Annotated in this window: 16 protein-coding genes; 11 read left to right on the top strand and 5 right to left on the bottom strand. The window is 34.8% G+C overall.

The genetic code is table 11. The features are described 5' to 3' along the window. Positions 1 to 111: 111 nt before the first annotated feature. Complete coding sequence (locus CLU97_RS10970) at positions 112 to 648, bottom strand: helix-turn-helix transcriptional regulator (protein ID WP_121487962.1); 537 nt, start codon at positions 646 to 648, stop codon at positions 112 to 114. 968 nt (positions 649 to 1,616) lie between these two features. Here CLU97_RS10970 and CLU97_RS10965 point away from each other — a divergent pair. Beyond that, on the top strand, positions 1,617 to 2,726 hold the full coding sequence (locus CLU97_RS10965; RefSeq protein ID WP_121487961.1) for a M14 family zinc carboxypeptidase: 1,110 nt from the start codon (positions 1,617 to 1,619) through the stop codon (positions 2,724 to 2,726). Positions 2,727 to 2,849: 123 nt separating this feature from the next. Here CLU97_RS10965 and CLU97_RS10960 read toward each other — a convergent pair whose 3' ends face one another. After that, on the bottom strand, positions 2,850 to 3,347 hold the full coding sequence (locus CLU97_RS10960) for a DUF4920 domain-containing protein (RefSeq protein ID WP_121487960.1): 498 nt from the start codon (positions 3,345 to 3,347) through the stop codon (positions 2,850 to 2,852). A gap of 142 nt (positions 3,348 to 3,489) precedes the next feature. On the opposite strand from CLU97_RS10960, the gene CLU97_RS10955 reads away from it, so the two are divergent. The 7 genes from CLU97_RS10955 to CLU97_RS10925 all read left to right on the top strand — a co-directional run bounded on the left by CLU97_RS10955 (position 3,490) and on the right by CLU97_RS10925 (position 12,556). Further along, positions 3,490 to 4,902: an APC family permease gene (locus tag CLU97_RS10955; RefSeq protein WP_121487959.1), complete on the top strand. Its 1,413-nt coding sequence runs from the start codon at positions 3,490 to 3,492 to the stop codon at positions 4,900 to 4,902. 159 nt (positions 4,903 to 5,061) lie between these two features. Beyond that, positions 5,062 to 5,502, top strand: a complete 441-nt coding sequence (locus CLU97_RS10950; RefSeq protein WP_002979175.1) for a GPW/gp25 family protein — start codon at positions 5,062 to 5,064, stop codon at positions 5,500 to 5,502. A 24-nt stretch (positions 5,503 to 5,526) separates the two neighbouring features. Continuing rightward, the gene (locus tag CLU97_RS10945; RefSeq protein WP_121487958.1) at positions 5,527 to 7,410 is read left to right on the top strand and encodes a type VI secretion system baseplate subunit TssF; all 1,884 of its coding nucleotides are present in this window, start codon (positions 5,527 to 5,529) and stop codon (positions 7,408 to 7,410) included. A 272-nt stretch (positions 7,411 to 7,682) separates the two neighbouring features. Beyond that, a complete protein-coding gene (gene bla, locus CLU97_RS10940) occupies positions 7,683 to 8,570 on the top strand; it encodes a class A beta-lactamase, subclass A2 (RefSeq protein WP_121487957.1) in 888 nt (295 codons plus the stop codon). Between the two features lie 255 nt (positions 8,571 to 8,825). Continuing rightward, complete coding sequence (gene uvrA / locus CLU97_RS10935; RefSeq protein ID WP_121487956.1) at positions 8,826 to 11,657, top strand: excinuclease ABC subunit UvrA; 2,832 nt, start codon at positions 8,826 to 8,828, stop codon at positions 11,655 to 11,657. 246 nt (positions 11,658 to 11,903) lie between these two features. Then, positions 11,904 to 12,308 (top strand): hypothetical protein, encoded by a 405-nt coding sequence (locus CLU97_RS10930; protein WP_121487955.1) that lies wholly within the window; start codon positions 11,904 to 11,906, stop codon positions 12,306 to 12,308. Positions 12,309 to 12,421: 113 nt separating this feature from the next. Next, a complete protein-coding gene (locus CLU97_RS10925) occupies positions 12,422 to 12,556 on the top strand; it encodes a bacteriocin-like protein (protein ID WP_089692266.1) in 135 nt (44 codons plus the stop codon). Positions 12,557 to 12,586: 30 nt separating this feature from the next. On the opposite strand, the gene CLU97_RS10920 is transcribed toward CLU97_RS10925, so the two are convergent. Beyond that, the gene (locus CLU97_RS10920) at positions 12,587 to 12,886 is read right to left on the bottom strand and encodes a hypothetical protein (RefSeq protein WP_121487954.1); all 300 of its coding nucleotides are present in this window, start codon (positions 12,884 to 12,886) and stop codon (positions 12,587 to 12,589) included. A 38-nt stretch (positions 12,887 to 12,924) separates the two neighbouring features. Beyond that, the gene (locus CLU97_RS10915) at positions 12,925 to 13,128 is read right to left on the bottom strand and encodes a hypothetical protein (RefSeq protein WP_121487953.1); all 204 of its coding nucleotides are present in this window, start codon (positions 13,126 to 13,128) and stop codon (positions 12,925 to 12,927) included. A 121-nt stretch (positions 13,129 to 13,249) separates the two neighbouring features. Between CLU97_RS10915 and CLU97_RS10910 the strand changes: the two genes are divergently transcribed. The 3 genes from CLU97_RS10910 (at position 13,250) to CLU97_RS10900 (ending at position 14,682) form a co-directional block, all read left to right on the top strand. Then, positions 13,250 to 13,762, top strand: coding sequence for a DUF421 domain-containing protein (locus CLU97_RS10910; protein ID WP_121487952.1), 513 nt, complete (start codon positions 13,250 to 13,252; stop codon positions 13,760 to 13,762). Positions 13,763 to 13,767: 5 nt separating this feature from the next. Then, positions 13,768 to 14,259, top strand: coding sequence for a GNAT family N-acetyltransferase (locus CLU97_RS10905; RefSeq protein WP_121487951.1), 492 nt, complete (start codon positions 13,768 to 13,770; stop codon positions 14,257 to 14,259). Between the two features lie 150 nt (positions 14,260 to 14,409). Then, positions 14,410 to 14,682 (top strand): hypothetical protein, encoded by a 273-nt coding sequence (locus tag CLU97_RS10900; RefSeq protein WP_228437648.1) that lies wholly within the window; start codon positions 14,410 to 14,412, stop codon positions 14,680 to 14,682. 40 nt (positions 14,683 to 14,722) lie between these two features. Here the strand turns inward: CLU97_RS10900 and CLU97_RS10895 are convergent, their stop codons facing one another. Continuing rightward, positions 14,723 to 15,037: a DUF4286 family protein gene (locus CLU97_RS10895; RefSeq protein ID WP_121487949.1), complete on the bottom strand. Its 315-nt coding sequence runs from the start codon at positions 15,035 to 15,037 to the stop codon at positions 14,723 to 14,725. Positions 15,038 to 15,114: the final 77 nt, after the last annotated feature.

The raw sequence follows: 15,114 nt of genomic DNA, 5'->3' as shown, positions 1-15,114 counted from the left end.
AAATTTCATCATCCTGATTTCCTATCACTTTTCAAAAACAAATAAAGCAATAGCTTTAGTTTTCTTCTTCAAATATTTTTTAACCTGATCATTTTTTTTGATCAGGTTTTTTTACGGTTCAAAACTTTCGAATTTTCCGTTTTCGTAGAACAAAACAATACGTTTTATTTTACTTTGTTGATTTCCAAATAGTTGTCCTAATATTTGATCGCTTGAATTTTCTAATCGCTGAGAATCCGATATTTTTTCCGGAGCTTTATCTTGGGTCGGTATAAACGATTCTCCAGAACTTGATTTTGGAACTTCTATTTCCGTTTCATCACTCCCGAATTCATCATCATTATTCATCATCGTAAAAAGATCGGGTAGTGGAGTTGTTTTTATTTTCTCTTCTTCGGAATATTCTTCGCTAATTTCTGTTTCTGGCAGCTGAGATTTCAGCATCTCACCTTCACCCGTAACAAGCCAGTCCCACAGAAGCTCAGGAAAGCGGGATTTTATTTTTATGATAAACTCAAGAGACGGTTTGTTTCTTCCGGAAGTAATATGGGAAATAGAGGAACGTTGTACATCTATCTCATCAGCAAACTCAGAAGGAGTAAGATTAGAATACTCTATAATTTTGGAAATTCTTTCATTTAAACTCATAAAAATAAGCCTTTAATTATTTTACAAATGTAACTCTTATAATTTACAAATGCAAAATACAAATGTAAATAAATGAAAATATTCTTTGTATACATTTGTAACATATATATAATTATTTTATAATCAATATGTTATATAATAATTACAATTGTATTTAAATAAAAGACTTATCTATTGCAGATCCTATGATAAATCCTTTTAACTATAATTTTAGAACATTATTTACCTTAAATATGAGTTTAAAAATGTAAATTCATACATTTTGGGTATTTATTTTGTCCCTTAAATCTCTTTAAAAGTAGAGTATACAATATTAAACCAATTAAATTCTCTTTGAATCTATAATTCTATGCAAATCCTTTATAAAAGCCATATGAAGGCACTTTTTTAAGCGTTACATAGGTAAATTACTAATGTAAATACCGCATTTTAAGCTCATTTTATGCTTTATTGGAGAGAAATGATATTCTTATTAAACAACAATTTTTATTCTGGATTAGAGTACTTCAAAAATTGACCTCAAAAATAAATTTTAAAGGAAAAATAGAATTTTCTAAACACTTTACATATGTATACAGTAGTAAATTTCAGAGTTATCCACAATTTTATTGTTTAGTAAAATAGCCCTCAAATGGCAAAAATAATCCTTTTATACACTTAAAGCACTATTGTAAATACAATTGAGGTAAGTTTTGTAATTATCTGACTTTTAATAGATTAAATATTACGTATTAAATTATTCGCAATCCACAATTTTACTAACAGACAAATTGTCTTCCGTAAGTGTTTAATAATATTACAAGTGTTAATTTGCCTTTACAGCTTAAAAATCACATGATTTAAACCTTGTAAACAATTTTAAAAATAATGTCAAATGTAAATTTGTAAATTTCGCCAATATTTACAAATGTTAATTTAAGTTTTTGACTAAAAATGGCTAAATTTGATTCCTGTAAACAATTCCCAAAATGAATTTTGAACAGATCTATTCTCAAAACCCCGATTTCTCAAATCGCTATATTTCCCCTGAAAAATTATTTTCTTATCTACAGACCAATCTCAGCGATTATATTCAGGAGATCGGAACATCCTATTTAGATAAACCTATTTATCAGTTAAGCATCGGAACCGGAAACATCAACGTATTGGCCTGGTCGCAGATGCACGGAAATGAATCCAATGCTACACATGCTATGCTTGATCTTTTGATAAGTCTTGATAAAGCACCGGAAATGAAAGAGGATTTATTCAGTAAAATACAGTTCGATTTCATATTCATGCTGAATCCGGACGGATCTGAAAGATGGACCCGACTGAATGCTGCCGATATTGATTTGAACAGAGATTTTCATAACGAAGCCAGCAAGGAGATTAAATTCCTGAAAAAAGCTGCGGCTTCTAAGAAATATGACTATGCATTAAATCTTCATGAGCAGAGAACCATCTTTACTACTGATGGTATTCATCCTGCTACACTTTCTTTTTTGGCACCTTCTGAAAACGTAGAACGTACGGTGACTGAAAACAGGAAAAAATGCATGGCGGTTATCGGAAGTGTATACAACCATTTAAAGGAAATGATCCCTAATCAGATTGGAAGATATTCTGATGAATTTTATCCGACTTCTACTGGAGATAATTTTATTAAAGCAGGAATGCCAACGATTTTATTTGAAGGCGGACATTTTGTAGAAGATTATACCAGAACAGGAACAAGAAAATATTATACGATAGCTCTTTATTACGCATTGAAGGCAATCAGTGAACTGAACTCTGATATTACAGGCTGGGAAACTTACCTTGAAATTCCAGAAAATCAGGAAACGCATTATGACTTAATTTATAGAAATGTAAGATTGAACACGGATCATGAATGTATTTTGGATATTGCCGTTCAGTATAGAGAAATAAAAGAGGACGGGAAGAGCGAAATTTCATTTATTCCTTTTGTGATGGAAGCTGGAGATGTAAAGAAAAGAAAAGGCTGGAAGGAAATAGACTGCACCGGAAAGAAATTTATTTCTGCTACTAAATACCCGAAATTGGATTCTGTAGTGGATTTTACAATTGAAGATTAAAAAAATCGGCTGTCCTGAAGGACAGCCGATTCTATTTTTATGTAATTTCTAAAATCTCTATTCAATAGGGATGGGCTTTAGCCAAAATCTAATTTTAGAATTAATTTATTCAATGATTAAACATTAGTTAACTACTTTAATTCCGTTTGCAACAAACCTGATCTCTTCTTTTGGTTGTGTAATGGCATCAATTTCAGATTGAGGTTTTTTAGCATCTTCCGCATAATGTTTCTGCTCGTTGACAGAAGTTACTTTTCTTTCAGCATTTCCTTCCAATACTACATTTTTCCCTTTTAAGGCTGTAGGTACAAAGAAGGCATAGTCTTTCATTTTCACAAAAAACTTGGAATTATCTTCCGTCTGAATGGTAAGCCAGCAACCTTTTTTGTCGCAGACATCCGTTACTTTTCCTTTAACGGATACATTTTCAACCTTTTTGTTATCTTTTTTAAGCTGCTTATTCAGTTTATCTACGGTAATCGCTTTGGATTCTGCAGAAGAAGTTACCTGATCTCCGTAAGTGTCACCTACCAAAGCTTTTCCTTCCGGTGGACCGGATTGAGCAAATGCTAAAGAAGAAGCCGTTAAAGCTGCACTTAATAATATTGCTTTAAATTTCATGTTTAATATTTTTTCCAAAAATACTAATTAAAATTGAATCATAACGGAATAAAAAATGACAAAAAACAGGTGTTTTAATGAATTTTCAACAAAATTGAAAATACAAGGCAGATTTGATTATATTTGACCCCTATACTTGACTATGCAGAAAAAATTAAAACTATGGGATGCCATCATGCTGGTGATGGGATCTATGATTGGAAGCGGAATCTTTATTGTAAGTGCAGACATGATGAGGAATCTGGGATCCGGATACTGGCTTATTGTGGTGTGGGTGATCACAGGAATAATGACCGTAGCCGCTGCTATAAGCTATGGTGAGCTGTCCGCACTGTTCCCAAAAGCAGGGGGACAATACACATATTTAAAAGAAATTTTCGGAAAAAGAATGGGGTTCCTCTATGGATGGGGGCTATTTACAGTTATACAAACCGGAACGATTGCTGCTGTAGCAATGGCTTTCGGTAAATTTACCGCATATCTGATCCCTTCCCTTAATGATGCTGCACCTATTTTCCAGAGTGGTGAATTTAAAATTACGTGGATACAGATTCTGGCGATTGCCGTTATCGTATTGCTTACCTATATCAATACAAGAGGTGTAGAAAGTGGGAAAATCCTTCAGAATATCTTTACAGGTTCTAAAATTATTGCATTATTAGGGTTAATTGCTGCAGGTTTTATACTGGTGAATTTCTCTCATATGGCAGAAAATTTTAGCTGGGGAACAGATTCTTTTAATAACCTTAAAAAAGATTTGAGTGGTAACTTCCTAAAAGAAGGGTGGGAACCTATTGGCGGAATGACACTTTTAGGCGGAATTGCTGCAGCAATGGTAGGTTCTGTTTTCAGTTCTGTGGCCTGGGAAAGTGTAACATTTGTTTCCGGTGAGATTGAAAACCCTAAAAAAAATGTTGTAAAATCAATGATTTACGGGACTTCTGCCGTAATGATCCTTTATATAGCGGTAAACTATGTATACTTAAATGCGTTAGACAGAGACGGAATTGCTTTTGCGGCTAATGACAGAGTAGCGGTAGCGGCTTCTCAGAATATTTTTGGAAGTGCAGGAACGATTATCATTGCTTTATTGGTTATGATTTCTACTTTCGGATGTAATAACGGATTGATTCTGGCGGGAGCAAGAGTTTTTCAGACTATGGCAAAAGACGGAATGTTCTTCAAGTCGGCGGAGAAAAACAATAAAAATGAAGTTCCTGAAAATGCTTTATGGATGCAGGGAGTTTGGGCTTCCATTTTGTGTCTGAGCGGGCAGTACGGGAATTTATTGGATATGATCTCTTTCGTAATTGTTCTGTTCTATATGATTACGGTTTTTGGAGTAATTTATTTAAGAATGAAACAGCCTGAGCTGGAAAGACCTTATAAAACATGGCTTTATCCGGTAACACCTCTTATTTACCTTTTAATAGGAACTTGTTTCTGTATTCTACTGTTAATCTACAAACAACAGTATACATGGCCAGGCTTTATTTTGGTATTACTGGGACTTCCAGTGTATTATTTTATCAACCGAAAAAAGGCAGATGCTTAAAATAAAATAAAAATATAACAGATTAAGGGCTTTCAATTCAGTTTGAAGGCCCTTCTTTTTGAATAATATTTAGGACATTATATTCATTATTTGGTGAAAATGCGTATTTTGGTATTCCGTTTTTAGATAAACGGAACCATGAAGTAAAAACTAAAAGTTATGGATACACCAAATTACAGAATGCCTTTCGTACCGTCTACTTTAATGACCGAAGGCGGAAGTATCGATACCTGCGATATGGGGGAAAGTATTGCCCACAATATTATGCTGCTGATCACCACCAAAAAAGGGGAGAACAGATATGATGAAAACTATGGAAATGATGTTTGGAACCTTGAGTTCGATAATGGAGTGACAAGTGCCATATGGGAAAGCGTTTTCATCAAAAGCTTAAGGAGACAGATTCAGGAATATGAACCAAGAATCGTCAACCCGCAGATTGATGCTCACATCCAGTTTGTAGAGCACAGTTACGATACCAAAGAACACACCGAAATTAAAAAGAAGGTAAGAATTGCCATCAATGCAAAAATGGAAGAAACAGGAGAGCGTTTCAGCTTTTCAACAGAACTGTTTCTAAGCCCGATGTCTATTGATTAATATTTTTAACAGCGAAAGAAAATTATGAATTTAGATCAGAATATATATTCCAAAGAATCTGTAAAAGCAAGAATGCTGCAGAATGCTACTAAAGTATGGGGATTGAGAAGCCCTCAGTCTTTAGATCCTTTTGTAAAGCTATTGATAGATGCATTCAGTACAGAAGTTTTTAAAGCGAATAATGAAATACAAACGGTAAATGCCCGTATATTGGAAAAACTGGCAAAACTACTTACACCGTCTATTTATACTCATCCTATTCCGGCTCATTCGGTGGCTTTTACGCAACCTTATGAGTCTTCAGAGGTTTTATTGGAACATACGGAGTTTTTTTTCCGTAAACAGATGACTTCCACTGTAAAATCAGAGTCAGATAAACAGATTAATATTCCTTTTACTCCGGTAGGAAATGTGAGGATCAATAAAGTTCATACGTCTATTATGTTTGTGGGAAATACCTGCTACAGCATAGATGACAGGTTTAATAAAATTCCTATTGCCAGATTTCAGGGAAGACCTGAAGATTACAGAAAAATTACGATAGGAGTAGATGTCAGTAAATATATCAGTGAAAATTTCCCAAAATACCTGAGCATATTCTGCTCCAACCCGGCTTTTGAACACCTTGATTTTGTGTATAAATTATTGCCGTATATCAACGTGACTAGCAATGGGAATCCGCTTTTTGTAAGAGAAGGATTAAGCTATCTTTCAGAAACGCAAAATGATGGTTATGAGCAGATGTTCAAAGAACAGTCTATCAGAAATAAAGTAATTGAAGATATTAAAAGTATCTACCGCCATAAATTTATTGAGGTAACAGGAATTTCTCAAAGTCTGTTTTCAGAACCTGGACAGCTTCCACAGAATCTTAACTTCCTTGCAGAGAAAGAAGAAATTACCAAATTCCTGGATAATAAACGTTACCTGTGGCTTACTTTTGAGTTTCCACCACAATTTTCCGCTGAAATCCTGGATAATTTCTCCTTTGTACTGAATGCCTTTCCTGTATACAACAGAGGTTGGAAAAAAACAGAATACAGCCTTGACATCATGGGAAATAATATTCCTTTGGTAACAGATGAAGGCGAACATTTCCTTTATGTAGACGAAGTACAGGACGGTGATGGAAGAAAATACACCGAAATCCCTTTTACTCCGGCTGATGATCTTAAAAAAGGTTTATATACGGTAAGAAAAGGAGGAATGGAGCGTTTCACAAGCAGAAATGCTGTAGATATGATTGCTAATGTTCTGGAACTGACAAGGGATGAAATTGCTGCATTTTCTTTGTTGAACAGAGATAATGTAAAAGGAGTTCTCAGCGAAATGTCCGATAAAATGAAATCCATGGTACAAAAAGTAAATAATGCCAAAAGGAGTATCAGACAGGAGCTGAACTATGTGATTATGGAACCTGTAGAAAAAACAGACCATACCTATGCCGCTTTCTGGGTAACACACTGTACACTGGCCAATCATATGCGTCCCGGAACTGAACTTTCCAATCAATTGAAATCACAAACCGTTGTACTGCTTACAGAAACATTGGGTGGAGCTGAGGAACAGAAAGGAACAGATAGTATTCAGGCTTATAAATATGCACTCACGACCAGAGATAAAATCATTTCCTTGGAAGACGTTAAAAATTATTGCCGAATGATCCTGAAAGATGAGGTAAGAGAAGTAAGGGTAAGAAGAGGAACAATGATCAGCAATAAGCCTAAAGAAGGTTTTGTAAGAACAGTTGAGGTAGAAATTATCCCTCAGAATTATTCTTTCTACGGAAGGGCGTATTGGGAAAATATGGCGAATATTATCAGAAATCAGATTATCGCCAAAGCTATTGACGGAATTGAATATATTGTAAGAATAAACAATGAAGATGTTGATTTTCAAGATATATAAATTATTTTAAAAATAAAATCAAACTAAAATATAAAATGCCGTATCTACTATGGCATTTTTAATGTAGGAGTTGTTTAAACTTATCAAAAAATATTGGATATTTTTTAAACCATTAAGAAGGATTTAAGCAGTAAAGCATAGTTAAGTTAAGATGAATCATTCTGATTTTTAAGCTTAAAGCGAAGCTCATCTTAATACTCTAAACACCTTAATGCAATCTTAATGTTAAAAAAAAGTTTAAGCAAATCCGTAATAATAAGAATCACAATTAAATGAAAAAAATATCACTTTTGCTGCTGCTTTTCCTTTTTGGAATCCACATGAAAAGCCAGACTATTAAAGATCTGAGAAATAAAATCAATCATATCATCTCTACAAAAAAAGCTGAAGTAGGAATATCTTTAAAAGGAATAGAAAACAAAGATACGCTTAGCATCAACGGAAAAAAGGAAACCCCGATGATGAGTGTTTTCAAATTTCATATTGCATTAGCCGTTTTGAATCGGGTAGATCAAGGAAAATTAAAGCTCAATCAAAAATTCTTTATTAAAAAAGAAGACCTTCTGCCTGAAACCTGGAGCCCAATTCGCGAAGACTATCCTCAGGGGAATATGTATCTTACATTAGATCAATTGATAAGGTATACGGTTTCCCATAGTGATAACAATGGCTGCGATATTTTGCTGAATATCATTGGCGGAACAGAGACCGTGCAGAAATTCATTAATCAACAGGGAATTAAAGATTTTACAATAAAAGTAAACGAGAAGGAAATGGCATCCTTCGAAAAATGCTATCTAAATACCACAACGCCCTTGGCAACCACAGAACTTTTAGAAAAATTCTATAAAGGAAAAGTGCTGAAAAAAGAATCTACAAAATACCTGTATCAGGTAATGGTAGAAACCTCACGAGGACTTACCTGGATGAAGGCAGGGTTACCCACTGGTACAGAACTGGCTCACCGTACAGGAATTTCCGGAAGAAACGAAAATAATCTACGTGCAGCAATGAATGATGTGGGAATTATAAAACTTCCTAATGGAAAACACATTGTTTTATCCATTTATCTTAAAAACATTAACGAAGAAATGGCAGATACAGAAAAAATTATCGCAGATATTACACGCACTGTCTGGGATTACTATACACGCAAATAAAATTTGTGATGATGAATTCTTTCTTCTAAATATTAATAGGAACGGGCTTTAGTCCGTTTTTTTATTTCAAAACAAACCTATTGGCTTTAGCCGGAACATCATCACTCGAAACCGGAATTCAACCATTCCCCATTTAATCCCTTAACAAAACCTAAGAATTTTTTATGAAACTTTTATCGCCTTTATATTCAGAAAAATTCCATAAAATTCCGTATTTTTGCACGTTGTGATTTTCAGGCAAAGTCACTCCAAATTATGAGCAAATCAACAGAATATATAGAAGTTTACGGAGCACGTGAACACAACCTTAAAAATATAAATGTAAAAATTCCACGTAACGAATTGGTTGTTATTACAGGTCTTTCAGGAAGTGGAAAATCGTCATTGGCTTTCGACACTATTTTTGCAGAAGGTCAGCGTCGTTATATAGAAACATTCTCTGCCTATGCACGTCAGTTTTTAGGTGGTTTGGAGCGTCCTGATGTAGATAAAATTGAAGGACTTTCTCCGGTTATTGCTATTGAGCAGAAAACAACCAATAAAAACCCGCGATCTACTGTTGGAACAGTTACTGAACTGTACGACTTTTTGCGTCTTTTATATGCAAGAGTTTCGGATGCATACTCTTTGTCTACGGGGCAGAAATTGGTAAGCTATACCGAAGATCAGATCCTTGAAACCATCAAAGAAAATTATAAGAAAGAGAAAATCATGCTTTTGGCACCAGTGGTACGATCCAGAAAAGGACATTATCACGAACTTTTTGTACAAATGGCCAAAAAAGGTTACGGACAGGCAAGAATTGATGGTGAGCTGCAGGATATTGAATATGATTTAAAACTTGACCGTTACAAAACCCACGACATCGATATAGTAATCGACCGCTGGATTATCGGGGAGAATGCCTCAGAAGGCAGAATGGAAAAATCATTGCGTACAGCAATGGAAATGGGAGAAGGCATTATCGGAATTCAGAAATTGGGAAGTACAGATATCGAATACTTTTCTAAAAATCTGATGGATGCAGAAACCGGACATTCTTTGGCGCTGCCGGAACCCAATACATTCTCATTTAATTCTCCAAAAGGAAGCTGCCCGAACTGTAAAGGTTTGGGAACAATCAAAAAGATTAATACTGATTATTTTATAGACAATCCAAAATTATCGATCAATCAGGGCGGATTATTACCATTGGAAGATATCAAATCTAACAAATGGATTCTTTCCCAGATCAAAAATATTCTTGAGATTTTTGGACTAGGATTAACAACTCCTTTGCAGGATATTCCGGAGGAAGCACTGGATTATATCTACAACGGATGTCACAAAGAATTTAATAAAGATCTTAAATACGCAGGAATTACCAAGAAAATAAAGATTGGCTTTGATGGTTTGATTGCTTTCATGGAAGAAATTATCGAGGAAAGAGAATCTTATGAAGCCATTTTATTGGAAAGGCATTTCACCACAGAAGAAACCTGCCCGGAATGTCACGGAACCCGTCTTCAGCCTTCAAGCTTAAGTTTTAAAATTGACGGAAAAAATATTGCTGAGGTTAACGGTTTAAGTTTAGCAGATTTAAAAGATTGGTTAGCTGATGTTAAAGATAAATTTTCGGAAAAAAATAAAATCATTGCTCACGAGATCTTAAAAGAAATTGAAACCAGGCTTCAGTTTTTGCTGGATGTAGGTTTGGATTATTTAAGTCTGAGCAGAAGTTCAAAAACTCTTTCAGGAGGCGAGTCACAGAGGATTCGTCTGGCAACTCAGATCGGTTCTCAATTGGTGAATGTATTGTATATCCTTGATGAACCAAGTATCGGGCTTCACCAGAGAGATAACGAAAGACTGATCCATTCCCTGAAAAATCTGAGAGATATCGGAAACTCTGTATTGGTGGTGGAACATGATAAAGATATGATTCTGGAAGCTGATGAGGTTCTGGATATTGGTCCAAGAGCCGGAAAATTCGGAGGGGAAATCCTTTGGCAGGGAAAACCGAAAGATTTATTGAAAGCCGATACTATTACTGCTCAATATATTAATGGAAAAAGAAAAATAGAAATTCCCGCAGAAAGAAGAGTGGGAAGCGGAAAAAATATTGTTTTAAAAGGAGCTACAGGGAACAATCTTAAAAATGTAACCTTAGATATTCCTCTTGGAAAGCTGGTGGTAGTAACCGGAATTTCTGGAAGCGGAAAATCTTCTTTGATTAACGGAACATTATATCCAATTCTTAACAAACATTTCTACAGAGCGGTTCAGGAGCCGTTACCGTACAAAAAAATTGAAGGGCTGGATAATATTGATAAAATTGTAGACGTAGACCAGACTCCAATCGGAAGAACGCCACGTTCGAATCCTGCTACTTACACCGGAATGTTTACTGACATCCGAAACCTTTTTGCCGAACTGCCTGAAAGTAAAATCCGTGGATATAAACCGGGAAGATTTTCTTTTAACGTAAAAGGCGGAAGATGTGAAACATGTCAGGGTGGAGGATTGAAAGTGATCGAAATGAATTTCCTTCCGGATGTATATGTACACTGCGAAACCTGCAACGGAAAACGTTTCAACAGAGAAACACTTGAAGTTCGTTACAAAGGAAAATCAATCTCTGATGTATTGGATATGACGATTGATGAAGCGGTAGATTTCTTCCAGCCGATTCCTAAGATTTTTGCCAAAGTGAAAACATTACAGGATGTAGGTTTGGGATATATTACCCTTGGGCAGCAATCGACAACCCTTTCAGGAGGTGAAGCACAACGTATCAAGCTGGCAACTGAATTAGCAAAAAGACAGACAGGAAACACCCTTTATATCCTTGATGAACCCACCACAGGACTTCATTTTGAAGATGTGAAAATCCTGATGGATGCCATTAACCAATTGGTAGAACTCGGAAACTCATTCATTATCATCGAACATAATATGGACGTCATCAAATTAGCAGACCATATTATTGATGTAGGACCAGAAGGAGGAAAATACGGCGGACAGATCGTTGCACAGGGAACTCCTGAGGAAATTGTGAAGTCTAAGAAGAGCTTGACAGGAAAGTTTTTGAAGAGGGAACTGGAGTAGATATTAGAATAAAAATTCATATAAAAAAAGGCTAAACTTGAATAGTTTAGCCTTTTTTATACTTAAAATAACCCTCCAATATTAAATTTTCAATTATTTTAAAAATTTATTTATCTGGAAATCAATGTTTTACATTTTAATGTTAACCCAATGTTAACTGAATGTAAAATTAATATGAATTATTTTTAATAACTTTGGGTAAGAGATATAAAAATAGGTTAGTATAATATTTAAAACCAGTTAGTTATGAAAAATAGAATTCAAATGTTGATGGCTTCACTTTTCGTTTGCGGATTTGCTGCTGTTTTGAACACTGCTAAAGCTCAAACTACAGATCATAATACCATTCAGGAAATTCAGCTGAATAGGAGTGAAACATTTAATGATATCAGAAATAAATTAGAAGCCAATTTCGACCTTACCAATCCTGATTATAAACAGGGAACGGTAAACTCAGTGGTGAAATTTGATATAGCAAAAAACGGGAAAATCGTCAATGTTCATTCCAGTGGAGACTGCAAAACCGTGAACAAAGAAATTGAAACCGTATTAAGCGATCTTGACTATAGAGTAGACCGCAATAAACTGACTGAAAACATGGTTGCTTATACTTACGTAATGCCTGTGACAGTAGAGATCCACAGCAGATAATATTCATATCATATTATTCAATAATGTGTGAATAATGAAAACTTATCAGATTAAGTTGTAATAAAAATAAACTCCGGGTTTTTAATTTTGGCCTACCATAAAATTAAAACTATATGAAAAATCTAAAGAAACTGACGAAGTCAGATTTGAAGTCAGTGTACGGAGGAGAGCCAAAAAAATACTGTACATTTTGCGAATGGGCAAATAAAGTAATTTGCAGTGATATTCCAATCGTTCAGTGCCCTTAAAAAATAAAGCCGCTTTTATAGCGGCTTTCCTTATTTTGTACTTTGAACAAACTCTGTTAATCTTGCTTTAAGATCTTTAGAGTTTCCTATTTTATCAAAAATAACATTATCTATTCTCCAACCTTTCTCTGTATTGGTAAGATGTACCGTATCCATCCATGTTACTTTAGGTTCAGCCATATTGTATTCAAAAGTTACCAATGCTTCAGCCATCTTATCCTGTACCTTGACAGACTTAATTGTATAATTTGTAAAGCCTTCATACAGACTGGAAAACATAGCCCCTTCAAAAATTAAAGGCTTTTCATCAGGATGATCACTTTTTTTCACCTTTTCAATATCCGCTTTTGAAGCACTAATTGCTTCATCTAAAACTTTTTTAAATCCTGGGAAAATAAACTGTCAGGAATCGGTTGGTTGTAAATCGCTTCATTAGATTTACCATACCGGGTGTAAAGTTCATTTACTTTTTCCTTGATGGCTGCATCTGAAGATAGAGAAGGTTTAGGTTCATTTTTTTTGCAGGAGGTAAAGAGCAGGATAATTCCTAAAAAGAGAAATAACTTTTTCATTTGATGGTATTTTTTTGTGCTATTTATCAGAATCCTAAGGTCAAAATGTATACCAAAATCTGTTCGTAAAATATTTTTTATGAATCACAAAAATCAATACATTTGAGTAGATAAAAAAATTGTGGATCCTATTCTTAATGTTGCCGTCCGTTCCCTCTGTGTTTACCTTTTCATGGTAATTGCTATCCGTTTATTTGGGAAAAATCAGCTTTCTCAGCTCAATGCGGGAGATGTTGTATTACTCTTATTAATTTCAAATGCTGTTCAGAACGCCATGGTAGGCCCTGATACTTCTCTTCAGGGAGGAATTATTGCGGCATTGGTTTTGTTTGTTGCTAATTTCATTCTAAAAAGATTAATGTTTTCCAATCGTTCCTTTCAGACTTTTATGGAAGATGAGCCGGTTATTCTGATCAGGGATGGTGTTGCAGATCAGGCAGCTCTGAATCGTGTGAAAATCACAGAAAGTGAATTGGAAGAAGCTATCAGAGAACATGGGATTGAAAACATACAAAATGTAAAGCTTTCCGTTCTGGAAGTAGATGGGAATATCAGTGTGGTTTCTCAGGACGAGAAAAGTAAACAGACTCATTATTCAAGGATAAAAAGAAAAATGAAAAGAAAATACCATTAAATACAATGAATTACGAATTAAGAGAAATGCTTCCCAGTGACGAAGCCAGAGTGCTGGAAATTTTCAGGCAGGGAATAGACAGTGGAATTGCCACTTTGGAAACAGAAGTTCCCACTCCGGAAGCCTGGAGCATGGAATATTTCAACGACTGCCGATGGGTATTGGAAAATGAAAATAATGAAGTAATAGGATGGTGTGCCCTTAAACCTTTTAGTAAAAGAGAAAGCTTTAAAGGAGTGGCAGAAGTAAGCATTTATTTCGATAAAGAATATCAGGGCAAAGGATTGGGGTCTATATTGCTTAAAAAGATCATTTTGGATAGCGAAGACCACGGATTCTGGACATTACAGACCAATCTCTTCTCCGAAAATGAAATGGCCATTAAATCCCATCAGAAAAACGGATTCAGAACAGTGGGAGTTCGTAAAAAAATAGGAAAGCTCAACGGAGAATGGAAAGATCTTGTTCTGATGGAGAAAAGAAGCGAAACGATTTAGAGAATTATAAATGATGAATGATGAATGATGAATTTGTTAAATAAGCACAATAATCTCCATAATAACATTCACCATTGACTTGCGAAGCAAAATTGACCATTGACCATAAAAGTCAGTATATCCCAACTTTAAACCTTAAATTTTCATTTTTTGGCATTAATATTGAAATATTTTGTTATCGAAATTGAAAAAGTGAAAGTAATGAAAAGTATGTTGAAAATTGTTGGGGCAGGCGTGATGCTGTTAATGCTGTCTTCCTGTGTGGTAAGTGAGCCTTACGGAAGAAGAATGCCGCCGGGACACGCAAAAAGGTATTATGGAGGAAGTGCAAGATACTATGCACCGGGTCATGTTCAGAAAGTATATATTTATGAAGAGCGCGGCCATCATCACAGAGGTCGTGGTCGTGGACATCACAGATAGTAAGAAAAGCACTGAATTTTTCAGTGCTTTTTATTATAAATTATAGTCTTGTTTTTTTAGGATTCAGGAAAGTATTAAAGATCATCACTTCCTGGCCAAACTTTTTCTCAATTCTTTCAGAAATATTCAGAAGCTCGCTTTGAATAAAATCTTCCCGCAGTTCTTCATTGTCAAAAATCAACAAGAGGTTGTAATTTTTACCATCTTCAATATAATCACTGTGTACCTCAGAAAGAATATATTTGTTGACATCCATCAGGTTTTCCGTCATTAAAACCAGTGTTTCATCAATATAATTTTCCCATTCTTCAAGGTTATCTTTTGTACAGTGGAAAGTTATACTTAGTATGCCCATATTTTTATGAATTTTTAAGATTTTTTGGATAAATTCTAGAGCAAAAATCGGCTTTTTTTTCGTAAATTAGCCCGTTA

Source organism: Chryseobacterium sp. 7 (assembly GCF_003663845.1).
Lineage (GTDB): Bacteria > Bacteroidota > Bacteroidia > Flavobacteriales > Weeksellaceae > Chryseobacterium.
The sequence above is the reverse complement of the archived record's forward strand: the minus strand, read 5'-3'. Positions and strand labels throughout refer to the sequence as shown.